The organism is Ferrovibrio sp. (genome assembly GCF_964218355.1).
Taxonomy (GTDB): domain Bacteria; phylum Pseudomonadota; class Alphaproteobacteria; order Ferrovibrionales; family Ferrovibrionaceae; genus Ferrovibrio.
The window spans coordinates 178,333-202,366 of sequence record NZ_CAXPMC010000009.1; the positions used below are offsets into that span (position 1 = coordinate 178,333).

21 protein-coding genes are annotated in these 24,034 nt (G+C 66.9%); 9 read left to right on the forward strand and 12 right to left on the reverse strand.

Translation table 11 applies throughout. The features are described 5' to 3' along the window. The first annotated feature begins 7 nt into the window (after nucleotides 1–7). Complete coding sequence (gene gmk, locus ACEQZY_RS04905) at nucleotides 8–658, forward strand: guanylate kinase (protein ID WP_370152718.1); 651 nt, start codon at nucleotides 8–10, stop codon at nucleotides 656–658. Here the strand turns inward: gmk and rsmA are convergent, their stop codons facing one another. The 6 genes from rsmA to lptF are packed head-to-tail and all read right to left on the reverse strand — an operon-like array spanning nucleotide 659 to nucleotide 8,144. Further along, a complete protein-coding gene (gene rsmA / locus ACEQZY_RS04910; protein WP_370152720.1) occupies nucleotides 659–1,486 on the reverse strand; it encodes a 16S rRNA (adenine(1518)-N(6)/adenine(1519)-N(6))-dimethyltransferase RsmA in 828 nt (275 codons plus the stop codon). After that, complete coding sequence (gene pdxA / locus ACEQZY_RS04915) at nucleotides 1,470–2,516, reverse strand: 4-hydroxythreonine-4-phosphate dehydrogenase PdxA (protein ID WP_341702371.1); 1,047 nt, start codon at nucleotides 2,514–2,516, stop codon at nucleotides 1,470–1,472. Before pdxA ends, rsmA begins: the two co-directional genes overlap by 17 nt. After that, nucleotides 2,494–3,768, reverse strand: a complete 1,275-nt coding sequence (locus tag ACEQZY_RS04920; RefSeq protein ID WP_341702370.1) for a peptidylprolyl isomerase — start codon at nucleotides 3,766–3,768, stop codon at nucleotides 2,494–2,496. Before ACEQZY_RS04920 ends, pdxA begins: the two co-directional genes overlap by 23 nt. A 7-nt stretch (nucleotides 3,769–3,775) precedes the next feature. Beyond that, nucleotides 3,776–5,947, reverse strand: a complete 2,172-nt coding sequence (locus ACEQZY_RS04925; RefSeq protein WP_370152723.1) for an LPS-assembly protein LptD — start codon at nucleotides 5,945–5,947, stop codon at nucleotides 3,776–3,778. Then, nucleotides 5,944–7,038, reverse strand: coding sequence for an LPS export ABC transporter permease LptG (lptG, locus tag ACEQZY_RS04930; protein WP_341702368.1), 1,095 nt, complete (start codon nucleotides 7,036–7,038; stop codon nucleotides 5,944–5,946). Before lptG ends, ACEQZY_RS04925 begins: the two co-directional genes overlap by 4 nt. Further along, nucleotides 7,038–8,144 (reverse strand): LPS export ABC transporter permease LptF, encoded by a 1,107-nt coding sequence (gene lptF / locus ACEQZY_RS04935; protein ID WP_341702367.1) that lies wholly within the window; start codon nucleotides 8,142–8,144, stop codon nucleotides 7,038–7,040. Before lptF ends, lptG begins: the two co-directional genes overlap by 1 nt. A 183-nt stretch (nucleotides 8,145–8,327) precedes the next feature. On the opposite strand from lptF, the gene ACEQZY_RS04940 reads away from it, so the two are divergent. Both ACEQZY_RS04940 and ACEQZY_RS04945 read left to right on the forward strand, forming a co-directional pair. Continuing rightward, on the forward strand, nucleotides 8,328–9,827 hold the full coding sequence (locus ACEQZY_RS04940; protein ID WP_341702366.1) for a leucyl aminopeptidase: 1,500 nt from the start codon (nucleotides 8,328–8,330) through the stop codon (nucleotides 9,825–9,827). A 95-nt stretch (nucleotides 9,828–9,922) separates the two neighbouring features. Continuing rightward, entirely contained in the window at nucleotides 9,923–10,396 is a 474-nt protein-coding gene (locus ACEQZY_RS04945; RefSeq protein WP_370152726.1) for a DNA polymerase III subunit chi, read from the forward strand. 3 nt (nucleotides 10,397–10,399) lie between these two features. On the opposite strand, the gene ACEQZY_RS04950 is transcribed toward ACEQZY_RS04945, so the two are convergent. Beyond that, complete coding sequence (locus ACEQZY_RS04950; RefSeq protein ID WP_370152728.1) at nucleotides 10,400–12,328, reverse strand: ATP-binding cassette domain-containing protein; 1,929 nt, start codon at nucleotides 12,326–12,328, stop codon at nucleotides 10,400–10,402. 144 nt (nucleotides 12,329–12,472) lie between these two features. On the opposite strand from ACEQZY_RS04950, the gene ndk reads away from it, so the two are divergent. Then, nucleotides 12,473–12,895 carry a nucleoside-diphosphate kinase gene (gene ndk / locus ACEQZY_RS04955; RefSeq protein ID WP_341702363.1) on the forward strand — a complete coding sequence of 141 codons (423 nt, stop codon included), beginning with the start codon at nucleotides 12,473–12,475 and terminating at the stop codon, nucleotides 12,893–12,895. A 148-nt stretch (nucleotides 12,896–13,043) separates the two neighbouring features. On the opposite strand, the gene purN is transcribed toward ndk, so the two are convergent. Beyond that, entirely contained in the window at nucleotides 13,044–13,718 is a 675-nt protein-coding gene (purN, locus tag ACEQZY_RS04960) for a phosphoribosylglycinamide formyltransferase (RefSeq protein ID WP_341702362.1), read from the reverse strand. Nucleotides 13,719–13,721: 3 nt separating this feature from the next. After that, the gene (purM, locus tag ACEQZY_RS04965; protein ID WP_370152730.1) at nucleotides 13,722–14,801 is read right to left on the reverse strand and encodes a phosphoribosylformylglycinamidine cyclo-ligase; all 1,080 of its coding nucleotides are present in this window, start codon (nucleotides 14,799–14,801) and stop codon (nucleotides 13,722–13,724) included. Between the two features lie 183 nt (nucleotides 14,802–14,984). Here purM and ACEQZY_RS04970 point away from each other — a divergent pair, with 183 nt between their 5' ends. The 3 genes from ACEQZY_RS04970 to ACEQZY_RS04980 are packed head-to-tail and all read left to right on the forward strand — an operon-like array spanning nucleotide 14,985 to nucleotide 17,751. After that, nucleotides 14,985–16,019 carry a DUF2066 domain-containing protein gene (locus tag ACEQZY_RS04970; RefSeq protein WP_370152732.1) on the forward strand — a complete coding sequence of 345 codons (1,035 nt, stop codon included), beginning with the start codon at nucleotides 14,985–14,987 and terminating at the stop codon, nucleotides 16,017–16,019. Then, nucleotides 16,016–17,092, forward strand: a complete 1,077-nt coding sequence (locus tag ACEQZY_RS04975; protein WP_370152734.1) for an AI-2E family transporter — start codon at nucleotides 16,016–16,018, stop codon at nucleotides 17,090–17,092. Before ACEQZY_RS04970 ends, ACEQZY_RS04975 begins: the two co-directional genes overlap by 4 nt. Continuing rightward, entirely contained in the window at nucleotides 17,089–17,751 is a 663-nt protein-coding gene (locus tag ACEQZY_RS04980; protein ID WP_370152736.1) for a DnaA ATPase domain-containing protein, read from the forward strand. Before ACEQZY_RS04975 ends, ACEQZY_RS04980 begins: the two co-directional genes overlap by 4 nt. On the opposite strand, the gene ACEQZY_RS04985 is transcribed toward ACEQZY_RS04980, so the two are convergent. From ACEQZY_RS04985 to ACEQZY_RS04995, 3 genes are all read right to left on the reverse strand, one after another. Next, nucleotides 17,748–17,924: a DUF4169 family protein gene (locus tag ACEQZY_RS04985; protein WP_341704273.1), complete on the reverse strand. Its 177-nt coding sequence runs from the start codon at nucleotides 17,922–17,924 to the stop codon at nucleotides 17,748–17,750. The two genes, ACEQZY_RS04980 and ACEQZY_RS04985, sit on opposite strands and share 4 nt — an antisense overlap. Before the next feature lie 53 nt (nucleotides 17,925–17,977). Further along, nucleotides 17,978–19,276 carry an Nramp family divalent metal transporter gene (locus ACEQZY_RS04990; RefSeq protein ID WP_341704274.1) on the reverse strand — a complete coding sequence of 433 codons (1,299 nt, stop codon included), beginning with the start codon at nucleotides 19,274–19,276 and terminating at the stop codon, nucleotides 17,978–17,980. 342 nt (nucleotides 19,277–19,618) lie between these two features. Then, entirely contained in the window at nucleotides 19,619–20,158 is a 540-nt protein-coding gene (locus tag ACEQZY_RS04995) for a histidine phosphatase family protein (RefSeq protein ID WP_341704275.1), read from the reverse strand. A 160-nt stretch (nucleotides 20,159–20,318) separates the two neighbouring features. Here ACEQZY_RS04995 and ACEQZY_RS05000 point away from each other — a divergent pair, with 160 nt between their 5' ends. Both ACEQZY_RS05000 and ACEQZY_RS05005 read left to right on the forward strand, forming a co-directional pair. Continuing rightward, entirely contained in the window at nucleotides 20,319–22,505 is a 2,187-nt protein-coding gene (locus ACEQZY_RS05000; RefSeq protein ID WP_370152739.1) for an RNA degradosome polyphosphate kinase, read from the forward strand. 10 nt (nucleotides 22,506–22,515) lie between these two features. Continuing rightward, nucleotides 22,516–24,027 (forward strand): Ppx/GppA family phosphatase, encoded by a 1,512-nt coding sequence (locus tag ACEQZY_RS05005; protein ID WP_341704277.1) that lies wholly within the window; start codon nucleotides 22,516–22,518, stop codon nucleotides 24,025–24,027. Nucleotides 24,028–24,034 lie beyond the last annotated feature (7 nt).

Sequence of the window (24,034 nt, forward strand, 5' to 3'; positions counted from 1 at the left end):
CGCTGCCATGACCGATGCCGTCACCCCCGCCGAGATTGCCCGCCGCGGCCTGATGCTGGTGCTGTCCTCGCCATCCGGCGCGGGCAAGACCACGATCTCCCGCCGGCTGCTGGAGATGGATCGCGACCTGCACCTGTCGGTTTCGGTCACCACGCGGCAGCGCCGCCCGGGCGAGGAAGACGGCAAGCACTATCACTTCATCAGCACCGAGGATTTCGGCCTGATGGTGAACCGGCAGGAACTGCTCGAGCATGCCAAGGTGTTCGACTATTACTACGGCACGCCGAAAGAGCAGGTCGAGCGCCGGTTGTCGGCGGGGCAGGACATCCTGTTCGACATCGACTGGCAGGGCACCCAGCAGTTGCGCCAGCGGGCCCGCGACGATCTGGTCAGCGTTTTCATCCTGCCGCCCTCGATGCGTGACCTGGAAAAGCGCCTGCATACCCGGGCACAGGACCCGGCCGAAGTGGTGGCCAAGCGGATGGGCAAGGCCGCCGACGAGATCAGCCACTGGGCCGAATACGACTACATCGTGATCAATGACGATGTCGACCGCTGCCTGGCACAGGTTTACGCCATCCTGCGTGCCGAACGCCTGAAGCGCCATCGCGGCCTCGGGCTGGTCGATTTCGTCAAGCGGCTGCGCGAGGGCGGCTGATCACAGCAGCCGGGCCAGGCTGCAGAATTCCGGGATCGACAGGGTTTCCGCCCGCCGGGTCGGATCGATGCCGGCGGCAGCCAGCTTTGCATCGGCATCGGGCCACAGGCCCTTCAGGGCGGCGCGCAGCATCTTGCGGCGCTGGCCGAAGGCGGCCGCCGTCACGCGCTCCAGCTTCTTCGGGTCGGCCTCGGCCAGTGGCGCCGGCCGCGGGGCCAGTTCAACCAGGGTGGACGTGACCTTCGGCGGCGGCACGAAGGCCTTCGGGCCGATATCGAACAGCAGACGCACGCTGCAGCGCCATTGCGCGGCCACCGCCAGCCGACCGTAATCCTTGCCGCCCGGCGGAGCCGCCAGCCGTTCGGCCACTTCCTTCTGCACCAGCACGGTGATGCGGCTGAAGCACTCCGCCCGGGCGATCCAGCCGAGGATCAGCGGCGTGGCGATGTTGTAGGGCAGGTTGGCCACCACCTGCCAGGGCGGCGGGGCAAGGGCGGCGAAATCGGTTTCCAGCGCATCGCCGGGATGCAGCCGCAATGTCCCGTCCGCTGCCGCTACCAGGTCGGCCAGGGCAGCAAGGCAGCGCTCGTCGCGTTCCACGGCCACCACCGCCGGCGCGCCTTCCAGCAGCAGGGCGCGGGTCAGGCCGCCGGGGCCGGGGCCGATCTCGATCACGGTGGCGCCGGTCCATGGCATCGCGGCGCGGGCGATCTTGCGGGTGAGGTTGAGGTCGAGCAGGAAGTTCTGGCCCAGCGCCTTGCGCGCCGCCAGGTCGTGCCGCGCGATCACCTCGCGCAGCGGCGGCAGGGCCTCAATGGCTGCGGACATGCTGGCGATGCAGGGCCATGTCGCCGGCCATGCGCAAAGCGGCGACCAGGCTGTCGGCGCGGGCGATGCCCTGGCCGGCAATGTCGAAGGCCGTGCCGTGGTCGGGCGAGGTGCGGATGATCGGCAGGCCGAGCGTCACGTTGACGCCGCTGTCGAAATCCAGCGTCTTGATCGGGATCAGCGCCTGATCGTGATACATGCAGATGGCCGCGTCGTAGCCGGCGCGGGCGGCGGGATGGAACATGGTGTCGGGCGGCAGCGGTCCGGCGACATCCAGCCCCTCCGCGCGCAGCCGTTCGACAGCCGGCGCCACGATCGCGGCATCTTCCTCCCCCATGCTGCCGGCCTCGCCGGCATGGGGGTTGAGGCCGGCGATGGCCAGCCGCGGCTGCGGGATGCCGAACTTTTCGCGCAGGTCGGCGGCCGTGATCCGGGCGGTTTCGACGATCAGGTCGGCCGACAGCAGGTCGATGGCCCGGCGCAGCGAGACATGGATGGTTACCGGCACGACGCGCAGTCGGTCGGAGGCCAGCATCATCACCGGGGTGACATTGCCGCACAGGGCGGCAAGGAATTCGGTATGGCCCGGATAGCGGAAGCCGGCGCCATAGAGGGCGGCCTTGTGGATCGGGTTGGTCACGACCGCGCCGGCTTCGGCAGACAGGGCCAGCGTGGTGGCGCGCTCGATTGCCGCCAGAACGGCGGCGGCATTGGCGGGGTCCGGATGTCCGGGCGTGACGGCGGCCGGCAGCCGGACCGGCAGCACCGGCAGGGATTCGGGAAAGATACCGGCAGCCTCGGCGGCGGTGGCGACCGGTCGCAGCGGAACCTGCCAGCCATGGCGCGCGGCCAGCGCGGCCAGCCGGTCCGGATCGTCGAGCAGGAAAAACGCGGGCAGGCGGTCGGTGTTGCGGCGCAGCCAGGCCTGCAGGGCGATCTCGCCGCCGATACCGGCCGGCTCGCCCATGGTGACGGCCAGCGGCAGGCCGGCCGGGCGGATGCCGGGTTCAGCGGAACTCGATGGTGGCATCGCGCCGCAATTCCCGCAGGTAGCGCTGCGACAGCTGCTCCGCCTTGCGGATCAGCAGCTGCTGGCGAATCTGGTTCCGGTCGAAGGCGTCGGGTTCCTCGCGGGCACAGAGCGTGAAAAGGTGAACCGCCCGGGGGGTGGCGACGGGGTCGGAGGTTTCGTTCACCTTCAGGCTGCCGACCGCCTGCCGGAAATTCTCCGGCAGATCGGCAAGGCGCAGGGTGCCCAGCGATCCCGAACCCGGGGCCTTCAGCTGGGCGGCCAGCGGCTCGATATCGTCACAGCCGCGGATGCCGGGCCGGACGGTGCGCGCCAGGTCGAGCGTTGACTGGATATCGCCCTGGCTGGCATTGGCGGGCAGGGGCAGCAGAATCTGCTTGAGCGTGACCCTGGCTTCTTCGGCACCCGGCAGCGCGATGCGCCGCCGGTCGCGCAGGGCGATGATCTGGTAGCCGCCAATGGTGCGGATGGGGGCCGAGATATCGCCTTTCTGCAGGCGGGCGGCGGCCGCTTCGGTTTCTTCCGGCAGGGTTCCCCGGGTTACCCAGCCCATGTCGCCACCATTCGAGGCGGTGGTGCCGCGGCTGAACTGGCGGGCCAGTGCCGGGAAGCTTGCGCCGCCATTGCGCAGCTGCTCGATGATGCGTTCGGCAGCCTGGCGCTGCGGTTCTTCCTGATCGGGGGAATCGACCGGAATGAGGATTTCCGACAGCAGGTCCTCGGTCTGTCCGGCCGAGGCCTTCAGCTTGGCCACCGCCTCATCGACTTCCTGGTCCGTGACCACGGTGGTCGCGGCAAGGCGGGACCGTACCATGCGGGCCCAGGTCAGTTCGGCACGAATCTGGCTGATCATGATGGCGGGGTCGATTCCCGCCCGGATGGCGAAGTCCTCGAACCGCCCGGCCGGAATCCGGTTCTGCTCCTCAAGGCGGGCAATGGCGGCATCGACTTCTTCCTGCGAAACACTGATGCCGCGTTTCTTGGCTTCCTGCATCTGAAGGCGTTCGTCGATCAGCGAGCGCATGGCCTGGTCGCGCACGGCCCGGCGAACCTCGGCGTTATCGGGCAGTCGCGCAGTCACCATGATGACGCGTGACCGCTCGACCAGATCCCGCATGGATATGACATCGTCATTCACCAGGGCGACAATGCGCTGCAGGTCCTGGTTCTGCTGCTGGGCCATGGCGGTGCGGCACAGCGGCAGAAGGCCGATGCAGGCGATGAGGATTGTAACGGCTGTCAGGCGTTTCATGATCGGCTCAGTTGAAAGTCGCAATGCGGAAGCGCAGGCCCACGGTCGTCGTCGGCTGGATATCCCGGTTGATGGTGAAGGTGCGCTGCGCAAACAGCATGATGTCGAAGCATTCGTCAGTATAGCGCAGGCCGGCGAAATTGAGCAGGGAACCGCCCTCATCGCCGAGGTCGCGGGTATGCCGCAATTCAGTGCTCCAGTACTGGCTCAGCTGCAGGCGGGTGGACAGAGATGCGGCCTCGCGTTCTTCGGAATCGGCCAGGAAAGCGGTCGGCCCAAGTTTTCCATAAGCAACTGACAGGTTTGTCTGGCCGGTTCCCAGTGTAACGCTGGTTTCATGGCGCTGCACGCTTAGCTGCTTGTTCTGTGCGAGGCGCAGCCGGTTGACGAGGCTGACATAGCGTCCCGGCGATACGGTCAGTCGGGAGACATAATCCGAAAGCTGATCGTTCAGCCCGGAAGATGCTGCGAAAGTATCATCGGCTTTGGCACGCAGGGACTGCCCGACCAGCAGTTCGGAATAACCGCCGCTCGGCCCGTAGACCGCGCTGCGCAGGCCGTAATTCAGCTTCGGTCCGCCATCCCAGCGATCATAGCCGGGATACCGGTTGAGGCTGAACAGGTTGGTTTCATCGAATTCGAAGGAAAGGGAATCCTCGTTCGGGATGTTTTTCGGATTGCCGCCATAGGGCGTAACGACGCCCATGATGATGGGTTCGATCAGTTGCCGGTATCTGCCATCATCGCGGACCAGCGGGTAGCGCCAGTCGAGGGCCACAAGCGGGATGGCGCGCCCTGCGAAATCATCATTTCCGGAATTGATGGCGGCGCCCAGAGATTCCTCGCTGTTGTTCAGCCAGTAACCGTCGGTCTTCAGCATCGCCGTGGCCGTATAGACTTCGCCGCTTGGCGCGAAGTAGGGCTGCGACCAGGCAGTCGTGGCGGACAGGCGCCGACTGTCGGCACCATCCTGCCGATAAAGTGCAGCCATGTTGACATCGAAGTTCCAGCGACCGCCGTAGTCACCGGGCTCGGTTGTCACCGCATATTGCAGGATCGGTGCGACCAGAGGCTCTTCCACCGCGGATGTGCCGGTTCGCAGGTTCTGGAAGGCGAAGGCATTGGCCGCCGCATAATGCCGGTCGTTGATGGCCTCGGCAAAGACGCGGCTGGTCAGGGCATTCGAGGACGGGCGGTCAGGGATGCTGTAGCGACTGACATAGGTATCGTCGGTGGCCCGGAAGATGCTGGCTCCCCATGTCACGTCGTCATTGGCGCGGAATGCCATATTGGCACGCAGGTGGCCGCGAATCTGCTCGCCCTCCTGACGGTTGCCGTTGTCATCCCGCTTGTCGACCTTGGAGGTGAAGCTGCCGTCCGCGTGGATCTCGCCGGTAGCGAGCCTCTGGCGGTATTCCGTATAGAGCTGGCCGCCTTCCTTGGTGCTGGCCATGGGCGAGATGGTGACGTCACTGTAATCGTCGATGACGTAATAGTAAGGGATGCGGATTGCCTGGCCGAAAAACGTATCCGACTGATAATTGGGCGGCAGCAGGCCGCTGCGCCGGTTTACGGTTGGATCCGGGTGGCTGAAATAGGGCATGTACAGGATCGGCACCCCGAACATCTCGAACAGGGCGTCGCGGTACACGATCTCCTGGGCTTGCTGATCGTGAACGACGCGGTCTGCCTTCAACTGCCAGAGAGGCGCCCTGCTGCGGTCTTCGGCGCAGAGTGAACAGGTCGTATAAACAGCCTTGCGCAGGACGGTCCGGTTGCCATCCCGTCGTTCGGCATAGGCTGCGGCGCCGCGCGAATTGTCGGACAGCAGCAGGGCTGCATCGCGGATGAAGCCGTTGCGCATGCCGCCGGTCAGCTCCATGTAGTCGGCAAACAGCACCGTGCCGTCAGCTTCCATCAGAGACACGCTGCCGCTGGCGATGACCTTGTCATCGCGTTCGCTGTAGCTGACCAGGTCGGCCAGCAGGGTACGGCCGTCCTGCGACAGCTCGACGCCGCCTTCCGCGGTGACGAGGCCGAGCGACTGGTCGTATTTCAGGGTGTCGGCGGTGACCAGCGCCGGGTTTTTGTCGGACTGCGCCCGTGCCGGCAGGGCGGATGTCAGCCAGACCGAAACCGATAGCAGGGTGATGGGGAGTGCGAGGCGGCGCCGGATCATCCGTCCTCCAGATGAAACAGCCGCGAGATACCCAGCATGGCAAAGACGATGGTCGGTGCCCAGGCGGCCAGTGGAGCAGGCAGGGTGCCGTTCAGGCCGAAGGGCTGCATCAGTTCCACGCTGAAATACAGCAGGAAGCCCACGGCAACGCCGCCGGCAAGCATCAGGCCGATGCCGCCGCCGCGGGTCAGCCGCAGACTGAAGCTGGCCGCGATCAGCAGCATCGCGCAGAGCAGGACGGGTGTCGCCAGAAGACTGTAGAAATGCAGACGGTGCCGTACCGCCGAAAAGCCGGCGGACTCCAGCGTGCTGATGAAGGACGAGAGCTGCCAGAATGAAATCGTGCTGGGGGAGGCAAAGCTCTCCTGTATCCGGTCGAAGGTCAGCGTTGTCGGCACGGTCATGGCCGGGTGCCATTCCGCCGGGCGATCCGGATAGCTGACCACTGCCTGCTGCAGGCTCCAGTGATCATTTTCCAGAAAGGCGGTGGCGGCGTCGATGCGCTTCACGAAACGGTCGCTGCTGTCATAATAGAAGAGGATCGTGTCGTAGAGCTGGACACCCTGCTGCGCGGCTCGCAGGGCATGGACCACGACCTGGCCGCTGGCATCGGCCTCGCGGAGCCACAGGCCGGAGGGAGAGAGCGCCAGCATGCTGCTGCGGCCACGCAGGACCTTGGCCTCGATATTCTCGTAGCGGGCCAGCATGGCAGCCGACAGCGGATTGTAAACGGTGACGACGAAAGCGCCCAGCAGGAAGGTGATGGCGAGTCCCGGAAACAGGAACTGCCAGACGGACACGCCGGCGGCACGCGCCACCGTCAGTTCCTGCGAGCGGGTCAGGCGGCTCAGTGCCAGCATGCCGCCGAACAGGGCGGCGAATGGAAACAGCTTGGTTGTCAGCGTCGGCAGCTTCAGCAGCGACATCTGCAGCACGAGATCCAGCGTCGCATCCGCGCGGCTGCTGGCCCGGCGCAGCAATTCTATGGTGTCGAAGCTGTAGGCGAGGACCGCAAGGACAATGATGATCGACAGGATCGCGACCAGATACTGCCGGCCAAGATACAGGGTCAGCGTCAGCGACTGCCGCATCAGGCGCTCCTGGCCGACAGAACCCGGCCCGGTTCGCGCAGCAGCAGCAGGGCACCCAGAATGAAGATGACCGGGGTGATATACATCAGCGGCAGCAGGATGGTGGATTTGGTCGAAAGATAGCCGACCACCAGGCTGAGAACCTGCAGGGTGATGGCGGCGACGGCACCCAGCGCAAGTCGGCGGCCGTGGCCGCGGCGGTTATATTCCCCGCCGATCACGCCAGCCACGGCGACCAGGATCAGGGCCGGCACATAAAGCGGTGCCACCAGCCGGCGATGCCCCTCGACAATCAGCTTGTTGTAGTTGCTGACATCCGACGGGTTGTTCATGTCGGGGCTGAACAGCTCGGTGATGAAACGCTCGGAGGGCTCGCGCCAGCCTTCCGTTTCCTTCTTGGCATAGGAATCGAGATCGAGGCTGTAATTGTCGAAATACAGCAGCGACAGGGAATGCCGCTGCGGGTCAACCTGCTGGCGGTTGCCGTTGACCATATACAGGCGGGGGCCTTCCGGGGTGCGCAGAAGGGTCGCCTTTTCAGCCATCATAGTGACCGGGGAAGCCGTGTTGCGATTGTCATGCACCAGCACCCCCAGCATGGTGCCGTTCGGCTCGCGTTCGCGGATATAGACGGTGAGGTTGTCGGTTGGCGTGTTGAACACGCCCTCCAGCAGGGCCATGCCGGCCAGATCGTTGCGGAACTCGTACTGGGTGTCGCGCAGGGTGCGCGAGGACAGCGGCAGCAGGTACAGCGTGATCGCATACATCGCGACCATCACGCCGGCACCGATATACAGGGCGGGGCGGGCCAGGGCATAGCGGCTGAAGCCCGATGCCGACAGCACGATCAGTTCGGAATCGGTCGCCAGCCGGTGAAAGGCATAGAGGGTGGCACAGAAGGTGGCGACCGGCAGGATGATCGCGGTCACGTTCGGCAGCACCAGCATGGTCAGGTAGAAGAAGCTGCCCAGCGCGAGGTTGTTGTTGACGATGCGATCGATGAAACGCAGCGACTGGGTCAGCCAGATCACCCCGGTCAGGGTGAGCGTGGCGAAAACAAGCGGCCAGGCAATCTGCCGCATGATGTAGGACGTGACCCCGCGCATGGCCGGCAGTATACCGATTCCGGGCCCTGCCGCCACCGCCCCGAACTGAAAAGAAGGGCTTGGTCCATAAAGAAGATTCGGCGATTCGCGGCATCCCGACCAATTGATCGGGCGCCGCCCCGGCCGCTATAGTGGCGGCAGAAAGCCGGCCCCCGGCCCGGGTGAAAACAGCGGATTGATGCCATGAAAATCGAGATTGCCGACAGCAAGATGCCCAAGCGGGGCAGCCTGGTTCTCACCGTTACCGAGGGCCGGCATCTGGGAACCTTTGGCCAGGCTGCCGACAAGGCGCTGGCCGGGGCGCTGACCCGGGCCATGGCCGCGGCCCCGCGGTTTACCGGGGCGAAGGGCCAGTGGCTGGAACTGCTGGTGCCGGGGGGCGGGCTGGCGCGGGTGCTGCTGGCGGGCCTGGGCAAGCCGACCGAGGTGAAGCCGGCCGGCTTCGAGGCCCTGGGCGGCGATGCCGTGCGCCGGCTGGCACTGTCGGGCGAGACCGAGCTGGCCATTGCCGCCGAGGTGCCGAAGGGCGCCGTGCTGCCGGCCGCGGAGGCTGCCGCCCGGGCTGCCCTGGGCGCCCGGCTGGGCAGCTACCGGTTCGACAAATACCGCACCCGGCTGAAGGAGAAGGACAAGCCGTCGCTCAAGTCCGTCACCGTGCTGAGCAACGCCGTGGCGCTGGCGAAAAAACTGCACCTGCCGCTGGCAAAGCTGGCCGATGGCATCGAGCTGACCCGCAACCTGGTGACCGAGCCGGCCAACGTGATCTATCCGGCCAGCCTGGCGGCGGAATGCCGCAAGCTGGCCAAGCTTGGCGTCAAGGTGCAGGTGCTGGGCGAGGCCGAGATGAAAAAGCTCGGCATGGGCGCGCTGCTTGGCGTCGGCCAGGGCTCGGAGCGCGAATCGCAGCTGGTCGTCATGCAGTGGCTGGGCGGCAAGAAGGGCGGCAAGCCGGTCGCTTTCGTCGGCAAGGGGGTCTGCTTCGACACCGGCGGCATCTCGATCAAGCCGGCCGCCGGCATGGAAGACATGAAATGGGACATGGGTGGCGCCGGTGCGGTGGTCGGCACCATGGCGGCTCTGGCCGGCCGCAAGGCGAAGGTGAATGCCGTCGGCGTGGTGGCCCTGGTCGAGAACATGCCCGACGGCAATGCCCAGCGCCCCGGCGATGTGGTCACGTCGATGTCCGGCCAGACCATCGAGGTGCTGAATACCGATGCCGAAGGCCGCCTGATCCTCGCCGACGCCATGTGGTACTGTCAGGAGAAGTTCAAGCCGCAGTTCATGGTCGACCTGGCCACCCTGACCGGCGCCATCATCATCGCGCTGGGCCATGAGCATGCCGGCCTCTTCTCCAATAACGACGTGCTGGCCGAGCGGCTGGCGGCGGCCGGCAAGGCCGAGGACGAGCCGCTGTGGCGCCTGCCGCTTGGCGATGCCTATGACGAGGGCCTGAAGTCGCCGATCGCCGACATGCAGAATATCGCCGGCCCGGGTTTCGGCGCCGGGTCGATCACCGCGGCGCAGTTCCTGCAGCGCTTCGTCAACAAGACGCCCTGGGCGCATCTCGACATTGCCGGCACCGCCTGGAGCAAGAAGGACAGGGCCACGGTGCCGAAGGGCGCCACCGGTTTCGGCGTGCGCCTGCTGAACCGCCTGGTTGCCGACCATTACGAGGACCGCTGATCCGATGTCTCCTTTCGTCACCCGCGGGCCTGACCCGCGGGTCCCATTTTTGAATGGGATGCCCGGATCAAGTCCGGGCATGACGGGCAGGGAGCATGTGGGGGCGTATTGTGGCTGAAATGCTGTTCTACCACCTGACCCGGCGGCGCCTGGAACAGGTGCTGCCGGAGCTGCTGGAGAAAACCCTACAGCGCGGCTGGCGTGCGGTGGTCAAGGGCGGATCGGAAGAACGCATCGCCCAGCTGAACAGCGAGCTGTGGACCTATGGCCGCGCCAGCTTCCTGCCGCACGGCATCAGGGCCGACGGGTTCAGCGACCGCCAGCCGATCTACCTGACCATCGAGGACGAACGGCCGAACAACGCCGAGCTGCTGTTCCTGGTCGATGGCGCCGATGCCGCCGATGTTTCGGCCTATACGCGGGTCTGCGATCTGTTCGACGGCAATGACGAAGCGGCGGTGCAGGCTGCCCGCGGCCGCTGGAAACGCGCGAAAGACGCCGGCCACCAGCTCACCTACTGGCAGCAGTCGGAAGATACCGGCGGCTGGGTCAAGAAGGCGGAAGGGTGAAGCTCACGCCGCCTCGGCCTGAGCTTCTTCCAGCTTTGCCTGCGCGTCGAGCCAGGCTTCCTCGGCGGCCTCGACCTTTTTCGCCGTCTCGGCATGCTGCTTCTGCAGCTCGGCCTGCGCGGCTGGCGAGAGCGTCTCCCAGGTTTTCGGGTCGGCCAGCTTCGCGTCCAGCTTCGTCATTTCGGCATTCAGCTTCGCCATCGCCTTTTCGGCGTTCTGCACGGCGATGCGCAGGGGGGCGAGGGCCTGCCGCGCGGCGGCGGCGGCCTTGCGATCCGCCTTGCGGTCGGATGCCGAAAGATCGGCGCTGCCCTTGCCGCCGCCCTTCAGCTTGACGGTGGCGGCGGCGCGACGGCGGTCGGCCAGCAGCCTGGCGTAATCGTCGAGATCGCCGTCGAAGTCCTTCACGGTGCCATCGCCGACCAGCCAGAAGCGGTCGGCGCAGGCCTCGGCCATGTGGCGGTCATGGCTGACCAGGATCACCGCGCCCTTGAATTCGTTCACCGCCTGCACCAGCGCATCGCGGGTATCCATGTCGAGATGGTTGGTTGGCTCGTCGAGGATGAGAAGATGCGGCGCATGGTGGGTGACCATGGCGAACAGCAGCCGGGCGCGCTCGCCGCCAGACAGCTTGCCGGCGGCGGTCTGCGCCTTCTCGCGGGTCAGGCCGAAACTGCCCAGCCGGGTGCGCAGCTGCTCGACGGTCCATTTCGGCATCAGGTCGGCCAGGTGCTCGACCGGCGTGCGCGCCTCGTCCAGCACCTCGTCCTGGTCCTGGGCGAAATAGCCGATGCGCAGCTTGCCCGAGCGCTGGATGCGGCCGGCCTGCGGCTTCAGCGTGCCGGCGAGGATTTTCGCCAGGGTCGACTTGCCGTTGCCGTTGGCGCCCAGCATGGCGATGCGGTCTTCCATGTCGATGCGCAGGTCGAGGTTGCGCAGAACCGGCCGGTCCGGCGTGTATCCCGCCATCAGCCCGTCCAGCACGATCAGCGGCGGCGGCAGCTCCTCCGGATCGGGCAGGCGGAAGATCACCGTCGGATCCTCGATGGCGGCGGCGATCGGCTGCATCTTGGCCAGCATCTTCAGGCGGCTCTGTGCCTGCCGCGCCTTGGAGGCCGAGGCGCGGAAGCGGGCGACGAACTCTTCCATATGCTTGCGCTGCTCGGCCTGGCGCGCGGCAAACGCCGACTGCTGTTCCATGCGCAGGCGGCGTTCGGTCTCGAAGGTGTCGTAATTGCCGCGATAGAGAACGAGCTTTGTGTTGTCGATATGCAGGATGTGCTCGATGGCCGAATTCAGGAAATGGCGGTCGTGGCTGATGAGAAGAAACGTGCGCGGATAGGTCTTCAGATAGCCTTCCAGCCACAGGGCGGCCTCGAGGTCGAGATGGTTGGTCGGCTCGTCCAGCAGCAGCAGGTCCGGTTCCGAGAACAGGCAGCCGGCCAGCGCCACGCGCATGCGCCAGCCGCCCGAGAAGCTGTCCAGCGGCCGGTTCTGCATCGCCTCGTCGAAACCGAGGCCGGCGAGGATCACCGCGGCGCGGGCCGGTGCCGAATGGGCGTCGATCTCGGCCAGCCGCATGTGGACGGCGGCGATGCGCTCGGCATCCTCCATGCTGGTGGCGTCTTCGAGGGCCTCGGCCTCGATCAGCAGCGCCTCGCGTTCGCTGTCGGCGGCCAGCACATAGGCCAGCGGCGTCTGCTCGCCGCCCGGCGGTTCCTGCGGCAGCTTGGCGATCTTGCAGTCGTTGGGCAGCTCGACGCCGCCGGTCTCGGTCTGCAGCTCGCCGGTGATGATCCTGAACAGGGTGGATTTGCCGGTGCCGTTGCGCCCGACCAGGCCCACTTTATGCCCGGCCGGGATCGTCGCCGAGACATGGTCCAGCAGCACACGCCCGGCAATCCGGTAGGTCAGGTCGCGAAAAGACAGCATTTATAACAACTTAAGTCGAGGGCCGGGGAGGGCGGCCGGTGATCGGGAAATGTGGCGGCGGCTTTGCCGGCAGTTGCGGCCACGGAACGGAGCCTCTATATACCCGCCACCGAATTTTAGCCAAGACCCAAAGGATTTCCGATCATGGCGCTGGAACGCACTTTCTCGATCATCAAGCCGGATGCCACCCGCCGCAACCTGACCGGCGCCATCAACGCCAAGATCGAGGCTGCCGGCCTGCGCATCGTCGCCCAGAAGCGCATCCAGATGAGCAAGGCACAGGCCGAGACCTTCTACGGCGTGCACAAGGCGCGGCCCTTCTTCAACGATCTGGTCTCGTTCATGATCTCGGGCCCGGTGGTCGTGCAGGTGCTGGAAGGCGAGAATGCCATCGCCAAGTACCGCGACGTGATGGGCGCCACCAACCCGGCTAATGCGGCCGAGGGCACCATCCGCAAGGAATTCGCCGAGAGCATCGAGGCCAATTCGGTGCACGGCTCGGACGCCGCCGAGACCGCCGCGGTCGAGATTGCCTACTTCTTCTCGGGCACGGAAATTGTTGGCTGACGGGATCGTCGGCTAAATCTTTCCGGACTTCGGAATGCGAAAGGCCCGGCAGCGATGCCGGGCCTTTTTCGTTTCTTGTCTGTCATGCCCGGACCTGATCTGGGCATCCCATTGAATGGGGCCCCCGGGTCAAGCCCGAGGGTGACGGTTACGGACGCGGAGAAATCAGTGCGCCTTCTGCCGATCCTGCGCCGCGCATCGTCACGCTGTTGCCGCTGACGGCCAGCTTCCCTTCCGCCAGCCAGCGCAGGGCGGCCGGATAGATCACATGTTCCTGTGCCAGTACGGCGGCGGCGACGTCGTCCGGCGTGGCGCCGTCGGGCACCGGCACGGCGGCCTGGGCGATGATCGGACCATCATCCATCTCGGGCACCACGAAATGCACGGTGCAGCCGGTGATCTTCGCGCCGGCCTCGACCACGCGGCGATGCACGTCCAGCCCCTTGAAGGCGGGCAACAGCGAGGGATGGATGTTGATCATCCGGCCCTGCCAGCCCTGCACGAAGCCCGGCGTCAGCAGCCGCATGAAGCCGGCCAGGCAGACGATCTCGATGCCGTCCTGCTTCAGCCGCGCATCCAGTTCGGCGTCGAAAGCCGCGCGGTCCCTGCCTTTGCTCTCGATCACCGCTGTTGCGATGCCCTTCGCCCTGGCCTCGGCCAGCCCTTCCGCGTTGGCGCGGTTGGAGATCACCAGCGCGATGCGGGCGGGATAGCCGGCAGCCGCGGCTGCGTCGATCAGCGCGGCCATGTTGCTGCCGCGCCCCGAGATCAGGATCGCGACCGCCTTGCGGGCCGCCGCGGAAGCCGCCCCGGTGGCCGTCATGGCTCAGGCCCAGGCGGTATCGGTGTTGCGCATCGATACCATCGGCTCGGCGGCCTTGTCTTCCTGCGCCTCGATCACGCCGATGCGGAAGATCTGCTCGCCGGCGGCCTTCAGCTTGTGTTCGACGATCTCGGCCTTGTCGGCCGCCGCGACGACCACGAGGCCGATGCCGCAGTTGAAGGCGCGGGCCATCTCGGCATCGTTGATCTTTCCGGCCGTCTTCAGCCAGCGGAAGACCGGCGGCAGGTCCCAGCCGGTGGCGTCGATGATCGCATCGGTGCCGTCGGGCAGCACGCGCGGGATATTGTCGACCAGGCCGCCGCCGGTGATATGCGCCATCGCCTTGATCAGGCCGTCCTGTACCAGCGGCAGGCAGCTCTTCACATAGATGCGCGTCGGCGCCATCAGCAGTTCGGCCAGGCTGTGGCCGGCCGCGAAGGGCGCTGGGCTCTCGAAACCGAGGCCGTTATCGGCGATCACCTTGCGCACCAGCGAGAAGCCGTTGGAATGCACGCCCGAGGAGGCGAGGCCGAGCAGCACGTCGCCGCCCTTCACGTCCTGCGGCAGCAGCCGGCCGCGCTCGGCGGCGCCGACGGCAAAGCCGGCGAGATCGTAATCCTTGGCGGCATACATGCCCGGCATCTCGGCGGTTTCGCCGCCGATCAGGGCGCAGCCGGCCTGCTCGCAGCCTTTGGCGATGCCGGCGATCACGCTTTTCGCGGTCTCGACCTCCAGCCTGCCGGTGGCGAAATAGTCGAGGAAGAAGAGGGGCTCGGCGCCCTGCACCAGGATGTCGTTGACCACCATGGCGACGAGGTCGATGCCGACGCCGTCATGGCGGCCGGTCTCGATGGCGATCTTCAGCTTGGTGCCGACGCCGTCGGTGGAGGACACGAGGATCGGATCGGCAAAGCCGGCGGCCTTGAGATCGAACAGGGCACCGAAACCGCCGAGCGAGGCATCGGCCCCCTTGCGGCGGGTGGCGGCGGCCAGCGGCTTGATGGCATCGACCAAAGCCTCGCCGGCGTCGATATCGACCCCGGCGGCCTTATAGAGCGGCGACGTGTTGATGGTGGCCTCCACGATGGGCTATGGTGGATGCCGGCCAACATACTTATTCCCCCTGTGTTTGCAATGCTCCAGGCCCGCCCGCCAAGGGTATGTATTTCCATCCTTTTTGCCTCGCTTCTGGCAATCCTGCCGCTATGGCCGGTCCATGGCCAGACGGCCGGGCCGGGACCGGCGCAGAATCCGGCGCCCGCCCAGATGGCCGCCCCGGCTGCGGCGCGGCCGGCCGATCCCTTCACCGTCGCCGGTGTGCCGGTGGATGCCAGTGCCGACAGCGCCGCCGCCGCCCGCCCGCTGGCCATCGCCGAGGGCCAGCGCCGCGCCTTCATCCTGCTGCTGCGCCGCCTGACCCTGCCGGAGGATGCCGGGCGCCTGCCGCGTCCGAGCGAGGCGCTGCTGAACGCCATCATCACCGGTTTCGAGATCGGCGAGGAGCGCACCTCCGCCACCCGCTACATCGCGAAGATCACCGTGCAGTTCCGCCCGGATGCCGTGCGCCAGCTGCTGCAGGAAAACCGGCTGGCCTATTCCGAGACCCGCAGCCGGCAGATCCTGGTGGTGCCGGTCTGGCAAGCGCCGGACGGCAACCGGCTGTGGGAGGCCGACAATCCCTGGCGCGAGGCCTGGATCCGCCGGCCGGAAGCCGATGGCCTGGTGCCGCTGGCCATCGCGCCGGCCGCCGTCGACGGCGCCGATGCCCCGCCGCTCGACCGTCTGCTCGGCAGTGCCGAGGAACTGGCCGCCTTCGCGCGCCGCCGCGGCTTCGACGACGTGATCGTCGTTTCGGCGACGCTGCAGCGGCAGGAGCCGGGCAACGTGCTGGTCGAGATCTATCCCTTCCATGTCGGCAGCGCCGATTTCCTCGACCGCCTGCAGACCTACCAGTCGGTCGGCGGCACGATGGAAGAGGCGCTGACCGGCGGCGCCATCGAAATCGCGCGGCGCATCGAGGCGCGCTGGAAGCGCAGCACGGTTTTCGACCTCGAAAAGCAGGGCCAGCTGTCTGCCGCCGTGGTGTTTGGCGGTCTGGCGGAATGGACCAGGCTGCGCGCCACGCTGGGCGCCATGCCGGTGATCCGCCGGGTCGACGTGCAGCGCCTGTCGCACCGCGACGCCCAGGTGGTGCTCGACTATTACGGCGAGACCGGCCAGCTGGCGGTGGCGCTGGCGCAGCGCGACGTGGTGCTGGAACAGCGCGACGGCTACTGGATCCTGCGGGAGCGCAAGCCGTGACCGCCCGCCAGCAATGGATCGCCTGGGGCGTCATCCTCACCGTTTTCATCCTGATGCTGGTGCTGCTGCGCGGCATCCTGCTGCCCTTCGTGGCGGCGATGGCGATTGCCTATCTGCTGGACCCGGTGGCGGACCGGCTGGAGGCGCGCGGCCTGTCGCGCACCCTGGCCACGCTGCTGATCATCGCGCTGTTCTTCGCCGCCGCCATCGCGCTGGTGCTGGTGCTGGTGCCGGTGGTCCAGCACCAGCTCGATAATTTCATCGCCCATCTGCCGCGCTATGCCGCCGCCTTCCGCGAAACCGTGCTGCCCTATCTGCAGGGGATCATCGGCCGGCTCGGCATCGACCTGAACGGCGACGTCAAGCAGGCCATCGGCAGTGGCTCCGGCCAGGCGATGAAGGTGCTGGACGGCCTGATCGCCGGCCTGCTGGGTGGCGGTGCCGCGATCTTCAACCTGCTGTCGCTGCTGGTGGTGACCCCGGTGGTCAGCTTCTACCTGCTGCGCGACTGGGATCGCATGGTCGCCCGCATCGACGCCTTCCTGCCGCTCGACCATGCCGAGACCATCCGCGAGCAAGTGCGCAAGATCGACCAGGTGCTGGCCGGCTTCGTGCGCGGCCAGATGCTGGTCTGCCTGATCCTCGGCGGCTTCTATGCCATCGGCCTGTCACTGGCCGGCCTGCAGTTCGGCCTGTTCATCGGCCTGAGCGCCGGCGCCATCTCCTTCATTCCCTATGTCGGCACCGGGCTCGGTTTCCTGGTCTCGATCGGCGTGGCGCTGGCACAGTTCTGGCCCGACTGGATCTGGATCGCCGTGGTGGCGGGCATCTTCGCGCTCGGCCAGTTCCTCGAAGGCAACTTCATCACGCCCAAGCTGGTCGGCGACCGTGTCGGCCTGCACCCGGTCTGGATCATGTTCGGCCTGTTCGCCGGCGGCGCGCTGTTCGGTTTCCTCGGCATGTTGCTGGCGGTGCCGGTGGCGGCGGTGATCGGCGTGCTGACCCGCTACACGCTGCAGCGCTACCGCGACAGCCATCTGTTCCACGGCGGCAGGCCACCCGCACAGCCATGACCAGGGCCCAGCTCAGCCTCGGCCTCGCGCTGCCGGTTTCCTGGTTGCGCGAGGACTTCCTTGTCGCGCCCGGCAACGAGGCGGCGCTGGGCTGGCTCGACCGCTGGCCGGACTGGCCGCAGCATACGCTGGTGCTGCATGGCGCGCCGGGCTGCGGCAAGACCCATCTGGCCCATGTCTGGGCCGCGGCTGCCGGCGGCCGCATCATCGCCCCGGCCGACCTGCGGGCCGATACGGTCGATGCGCTGGCGCGCCAGCCGCTCTGCCTCGACGATGCCGACGGCAGTGCCGATCCGGTCGCCCTGTTCCACCTGGTCAACCTGATGCGCGAACGCGGCCACGGCCTGCTGCTGACCGGCAGCCGTCCGCCGGCACAATGGCCCTATACGCTGCCCGACCTGATGTCGCGGCTGAAGGCGATGCAGGCCGTCGGCATTGCCGAGCCGGACGATGCGCTGCTCGGCGCGGTGCTGGTCAAACTGTTCGCCGACCGCCAGCTGGCCGTCGGCGAGGAGGTGATCCGCTATCTGGTGCCGCGCATCGAGCGGTCGTTCCACGCCGCGCGGCACTGGGTGGCGGCACTGGATGCGGCGGCGCTGGCCGAGGGGCGGGCAGTGACCGTGGTTCTGGCCCGCCGGCTGCTCGAAGCGGACGGCTAGTCTTCGATCTTCTTGCCGTCGAGATCGCGGGCGGCGCGCCGGTCTTCCCGGCGGGCGGCATCCTTCGCGGCCCTGTCCTGCCCGAACTTGGCCCGGTTGGCTGCGGCCTGGGCCTTCGCATCCTGCCTGTCCCGCGTCTTGCGCGCCTTGTTCAGGTTGATCACGTCGGCCATGCATCCATCCCGTTGCCCGGTTGTCGCGCCATCCTACACCGAAGCCGCCGCCGTTACAGCAGGGCGTCGGCCAGCAGCCAGAGGTCCAGCCCGATGATCAGCGCGGTGACCGCCGCTGCCGCCGCAATGCTGGCACGGCCCAGCGCCAGCCGGCCCATCAGGTCGCGGCGGGCGGCGATCAGCACCAGCGGCGCCAGCGCGAAGGGCAGGGCCAGCGAGAGCACCACCTGGCTGAGCACCAGCAGGTCGTCGGGGCTGTGGCCGCCGCCGCGGGTCAGCAGCGCGAAGCCGATGGCCACGGCAATGACGCGGGTGACGATGCCGCGCAGCCAGCCGCGGCTCTCGCGGCCGCGGAATCCGCGGGTCAGCATGCGGCCGGCCAGCACGCCGGTGATCGCCGAAGACTGGCCGGCCGCATAGAGGGCCACGGCGAACAGGGTGGCCATCACGCCACCCAGCACCACCTGCATCGCGGCATGGGCCTCGTCGAGGCTGGTCACCGTGAAATCGCCGCCGGTCAGCGAGGCGGCGGCAACGATCAGGATCGCCGCATTCACCAGCATGGCGAGGCCCAGCGACAGCACGGTGTCGCCGGTGGCGGTGCGCAGGGCCTGGCGTTCGCCGCTGCGGCGCAGATCGGCAGGCAGGTCCCGCAGGCGTTCGGCCAGTAGGCCGGAATGCAGATACAGGTTATGTGGCATGATGGTGGCGCCCAGGATGCCCAGGCCGATCAGCAGCGCACCGGTGTCGCCGGCCAGCACCTGACCCGCGCCGGCGATGTCGCGCGCCATGGCGCCGGCATCCGGCCGTGCCGCCACCAGCAGGGCGACGAAGGACAGCGCGACGAGGCCCAGCAGCAGGCTGACCAGCCTTTCCTGCAGGCCGGCACGGTGCTTCGACAGGGTCAGCACCGCCAGCGTGGCGGCCGCCGTCACCACCAGGCCGGTTTCCAGCGGCAGGCCGGCCAGCAGGCGCAGGGCGATGGCGCCGCCGACCAGTTCCGCCAGCGCCGTGGCAAGGATGGCGGCCTCGCCGGCGGCCCAGGACAGCAGGGCCAGCGGCCGGGGCAGCAGGCGGCCGGTCAGGGTGGCAAGGTCCTCGCCGGTGGCGACCGTGATGCGCACCACCAGGCTCTGGATCGCCATCGCCAGCAGGCTGGCCACCACCACCACGGTCAGCAGGGCATAGCCGTAGCCGGTGCCGCCGGCAATGTCGGTGGCCCAGTTGCCGGGATCGATATAGCCGACCGCGACCAGCAGGCCGGGTCCGACCAGCCGGCGCAGATAGGCCTGCAGGGCGGGGCTGCGGCCGGTATCGCCGCGGGCGGCGATGGCGGTGATGAGTGCGGACATGGGCGGGGCCCTCAGTTGCGAATTGATCGCAATACTGCGTCGGCCAGCGAATTCGAGCAAGACGATTAATCAGATATGTGTGATCGGAATCATGAATTACGATGGGCCTTGAAACCGACCTGATGATCCCTATATGTTCTTTATTCATCGGGTGCGGCCGGCGGCCGGGTTTTCCGGCCGGGCCTGGTTTGCACCGGCTGTAACCGGCTGCCGATGGGATGGAACTGGCATCCCATTGGACCGCATTGGCATGGAATGGGCGCCAATTGGCGGGAATGGGCTGCAATTGGCTCGCAACTGGCTCCGAAAGTCGCGCCGGTGGCGGGCAAAAGATCCGGAAAATCAGTCGTCGAGCTGGGCCGGGACGACAAAACTGGCCAGAAAGCCGGAGCCCGCAGTGATTTCGCCCCAGGTCATGGCCGGAAAGGCGATCTCGGCCAGTGCCGCGGTCGGGAATTTGGCGCCCATCCGCTCCAGCGCGTCGCCGCTGCTGCTGCCGGCGAGGTCGCGGGCGAGATCCTCGAGGCCGGGATTGTGGCCGATCACCATCAGCTCGCGGCAGCGTTTCGGGGCGGCGCGGACCAGGGCGAACAGGGCCGGCGGCTCGGCCAGATACAGGGCCGGCTCGAAGCGCACCTTGGGGCCGTCACCGCCGTCGCCGGACGGGGCGGCGACGCGCTTTTCCAGCCGTTCCCAGGTCTGCCGGGTGCGGGCGGCGGGCGAACAGAGCACGAGGTCGGGCCGGATGCCGCGTTCGGCCATGTGGCGGCCCAGCCGGCGGCAGGCCTTCTTGCCGCGCGGGCTGAGCGGCCGGGCGAAATCGTCCAGGCCGGGGTCGTCCCAGGCCGATTTGGCGTGACGCAGAAGCCAGAGACGCAGCATCGGGTTATCCTTCTTTTTCCGGAGCATGGCCGGCGTTCCGGCCCGGTGTCGCCGCTTTGACACAAAGCATCGTTAGACCTATACCCGAAGGCGCCGGCCGGTGCAGGAACAGAGGGTCCCGCGCCGGGTACCGGCCGCCGGTAACGGCAGAGGCATGGATATGCAGCAGATTGCGGAAAATCTCCAGACGGCAGATACGGCGGCGGTTCCGGCCCGGCCGGCCGGCGAGCTGAGCCCGCGTGAGCGGTACATCAACCGCGAATTGTCGTGGCTGGCCTTCAATCTGCGGGTCATGGAAGAGGCCAACAACACCCGCTACCCGCTGCTGGAGCGGCTGCGCTTCCTGTCGATTTCGGCCAACAATCTCGACGAATTCTTCATGGTCCGCGTCGCCGGCCTGCATGGCCAGGTCAAGGCCGGCATCGAGGAAGTCAGCCAGGACGGCCTGACCCCGGCGCAGCAGCTGGCCCGCATCAACGAGGCGGCCAGCGACCTGATGATCCGCCAGCAGGCCTGCTGGAAATCGCTCTGCACGGAACTGGCGGAAGCCGGGATTTTCGTGCTGGAGCGGAACGAGCTGAAGCCCGACGACATCCGCTGGCTCGAGGATTATTTCCTCGAGCAGGTGTTTCCGGTGCTGACACCGCTGGCCATCGATCCCGCGCATCCCTTCCCGTTTATCCCCAATCTGGGTTTCGCGATGGTGATGCAAATGCGACGGATCCGTGACGGTCGCAGCCTGAATGCACTGCTGCCGCTGCCCGGCCAGGTCGAGCGCTTCGTGCGCCTGCCGGGCGAGGGGATCCGGTTCCTGTCGCTGGAAAAGCTGGTCGGCCTGTTCATCGGCAAGCTGTTCCCGGGCTACGAGATTCTCGGCAAGGGGCAGTTCCGCGTCACCCGCGACAGCGACATCGAGATCGAGGAAGAGGCCGAGGATCTGGTCCGCCTGTTCGAGACGGCACTGAAGCGCCGTCGCCGTGGCAGCGTGATCCGCCTCAAGATCAATGCCGAGATGCCGGACGACCTGCGCAAGTTCGTCTGCGAGGAACTCGAGGTCAGTCCGCAGGCGGTGATCGTTGTCGATGGCATCCTCGGCCTGGCCGATACCAAGAAGCTAATCGTCGACGACCTGCCGGAGCTGAAATTCCCTCCCTTCAGTCCGCGCTTTCCCGAACGTATCCGCGATTTCGGCGGCGACTGCTTTGCGGCGATCCGTCACAAGGACATCGTCGTCCACCATCCGTACGAAAGCTTCGATGTCGTCGTGCAGTTCCTGCGCCAGGCGGCGGCCGACAGCCAGGTGGTGGCGATCAAGCAGACCCTGTACCGCACTTCGGACGACAGCCCGATCGTGCGTGCCCTGATCGAGGCGGCGGAGGCCGGCAAGTCGGTGACGGCCCTGGTCGAGCTGAAGGCCCGTTTCGACGAGGCGGCGAATATCCGCTGGGCCCGCGATCTCGAGCGCGCCGGCGTGCAGGTGGTCTATGGCTTCATCGAGCTGAAGACCCATGCCAAGATTTCGCTGGTGGTGCGTCGCGAAGGCGGCCTGCTCAACACCTATGCCCATTTCGGCACCGGCAACTATCACCCCTATACGGCGCGGGTCTATACCGATCTCAGCTTCTTCACCGACGATCCGGACCTTTGCCACGATGCCACCTACCTGTTCAATTTCCTCACTGGCTACGCGCCGCCGGAAAACCTGAAGAAGGTGGCGATCTCGCCCTATACCCTGCGGCCGCGGCTGCTGGAGCTGATCCGCGAGGAAATCCGCCATGCCGAGGCCGGCCGGCCGGCCGCGATCTGGGCGAAGATGAACAGTGTCGTCGACCCGGTGGTGATCGACGCGCTCTACGAGGCCAGCCGTGCCGGCGTGCAGATCGACCTGATCGTGCGCGGCATCTGCTGCCTGCGGCCGGGCGTGAAGGGCCTGTCGGAGAATATCCGGGTGCGCAGCCTGATCGGGCGCTTCCTCGAACATTCGCGCATCGTCTGTTTCGGCGCCGGCAAGGGCCTGCCCTCGGCCGACGCCAAGATTTTCATCTCCTCGGCCGACTGGATGCCGCGCAATTTCGACCGCCGCGTCGAGGTGCTGATCCCGATCGAGAACCCTACGGTGCACGAGCAGATCCTCGACCAGATCATGGTTGCCAACCTGAAGGACCAGGCGCAGAGCTGGTATCTGGGGCCTGATGACCTCTATTCCCGCGCCTCGTCGGAACCCGAGGCATTCAGTGCCCATACCTATTTCATGACCAATCCCAGCCTGTCCGGCCGCGGCAAGGCCCTCAAGAAGCCGGAGGCGATTCCACGCCTGCAGCTGAAAGCCGCTGCCGGAAAACAGTAACGGATCACGGATGGCAGTTGCGCAATCGGTTCTGAAGTCTGTCCCCGCGCAGTCGGTACTGCCATTCGGCGTCATCGATATCGGGTCCAATTCGGTCCGCCTCGTCGTCTTCGACGAGCCGTTGCGGCTGCCGACCGCGATGTTCAACGAAAAGGTCCTGTGCGGCCTCGGGCGCGGCCTCAGCGAGACCGGCGCGCTGGACAGCGAGGGAACGCTGCTGGCCCTGGCGGCGATCCGCCGTTTCGTCACGCTGGCGCGGCGGATGCAGGTGCACAGCCTGCAGATCGTCGCCACCGCCGCCGTGCGCGATGCCAGCAACGGCCCGGCCTTCGTCGCCCAGGTCGAGCGCGATACCGGCGAGCCGGTCCGCATCCTGACCGGCAATGAAGAGGCGATGTATTCCGCCTATGGCGTGCTGTCGGGCATCCCCGATGCCTGCGGCGTGATGGGTGATCTGGGCGGCGGCAGTCTGGAACTGGTGGCGCTGGACGGCCACAAGCTGGGCGACAGCATCACCCTGCCGCTCGGGCCGCTGCGCATCGCCAGCCTCGGTCCCTACAGCGTGCTGAAGGCCTTCGTCGATGAGAAGATCGCCGAGGCCGGCTGGCTGAAGCAGTGGAAGGGCAAGACGCTCTATGCCGTCGGAGGCTCGTGGCGCGCCATCGCCCGGGTGCATATGGCGCAGAAGCACAGTCCGCTGCATATCATCCACCAGTATACGCTCGGCCGTACCGAGGCGGTCGATTTCTCGCGGCTGATCGCCCGCCAGAGCCGCGAGGCGATGGCCCGCGTCGAGGGGGTGCCGCGGCGACGCCAGGATTCGCTGCCGCTGGCGGCGCTGGTGCTGCGGCGCCTGCTCAAGGTACTGGACCCGAAAGAGGTCGTTTTCTCGGCCAACGGCCTGCGCGAAGGCCTGGCCTATGCGCTGCTGGACGAGAAGCAGCGTGCCGAGGACCCGCTGCTGGCCAGCTGCATCCACATGGCGATGCGCGAAAGCCGCTTCGGCGAGCATGGCAAGGAGATCGACAGCTTCATCGCGCCGCTGTTCGGGGAGGATAATGCAGCGCTGCAGCGCATCCGGCTGGCTGCCTGCATCCTGTTCGATGTCTCGTGGCGGGTGCATCCCGATTATCGCGGCGAGCAGTCGCTGGGCCTGATCCTGCATGCGCCGTTCGGTGCCATCACCCAGTCCGAACGCGCGCTGCTGGCGCTGACCATGTTCGCCCGCTATGCCGGCACCACCAGCGACCCGGCCGCCGCCGCTGCCTGGCAGCTGCTGGATGCGCCGCATATCGACAATGCGCTGCGCATCGGGCTGGCGATCCGGCTGGCCCATACGCTGTCGGGCGGTGTGCCGGGCATCCTGGCCGATTGCCGGCTGCGGCCGAACGGCAACGGCATCCTGCTGGAAATCCCGTCCCAGCATGCGGTGCTGGATGGCGAGGCGGTGCAGCGCCGCGTCGAGGCCCTGGCCAAGGCGATGAACCGCACCGGCGAGGTGCGGATCGTCAAGGCCCACTGATCTGGAG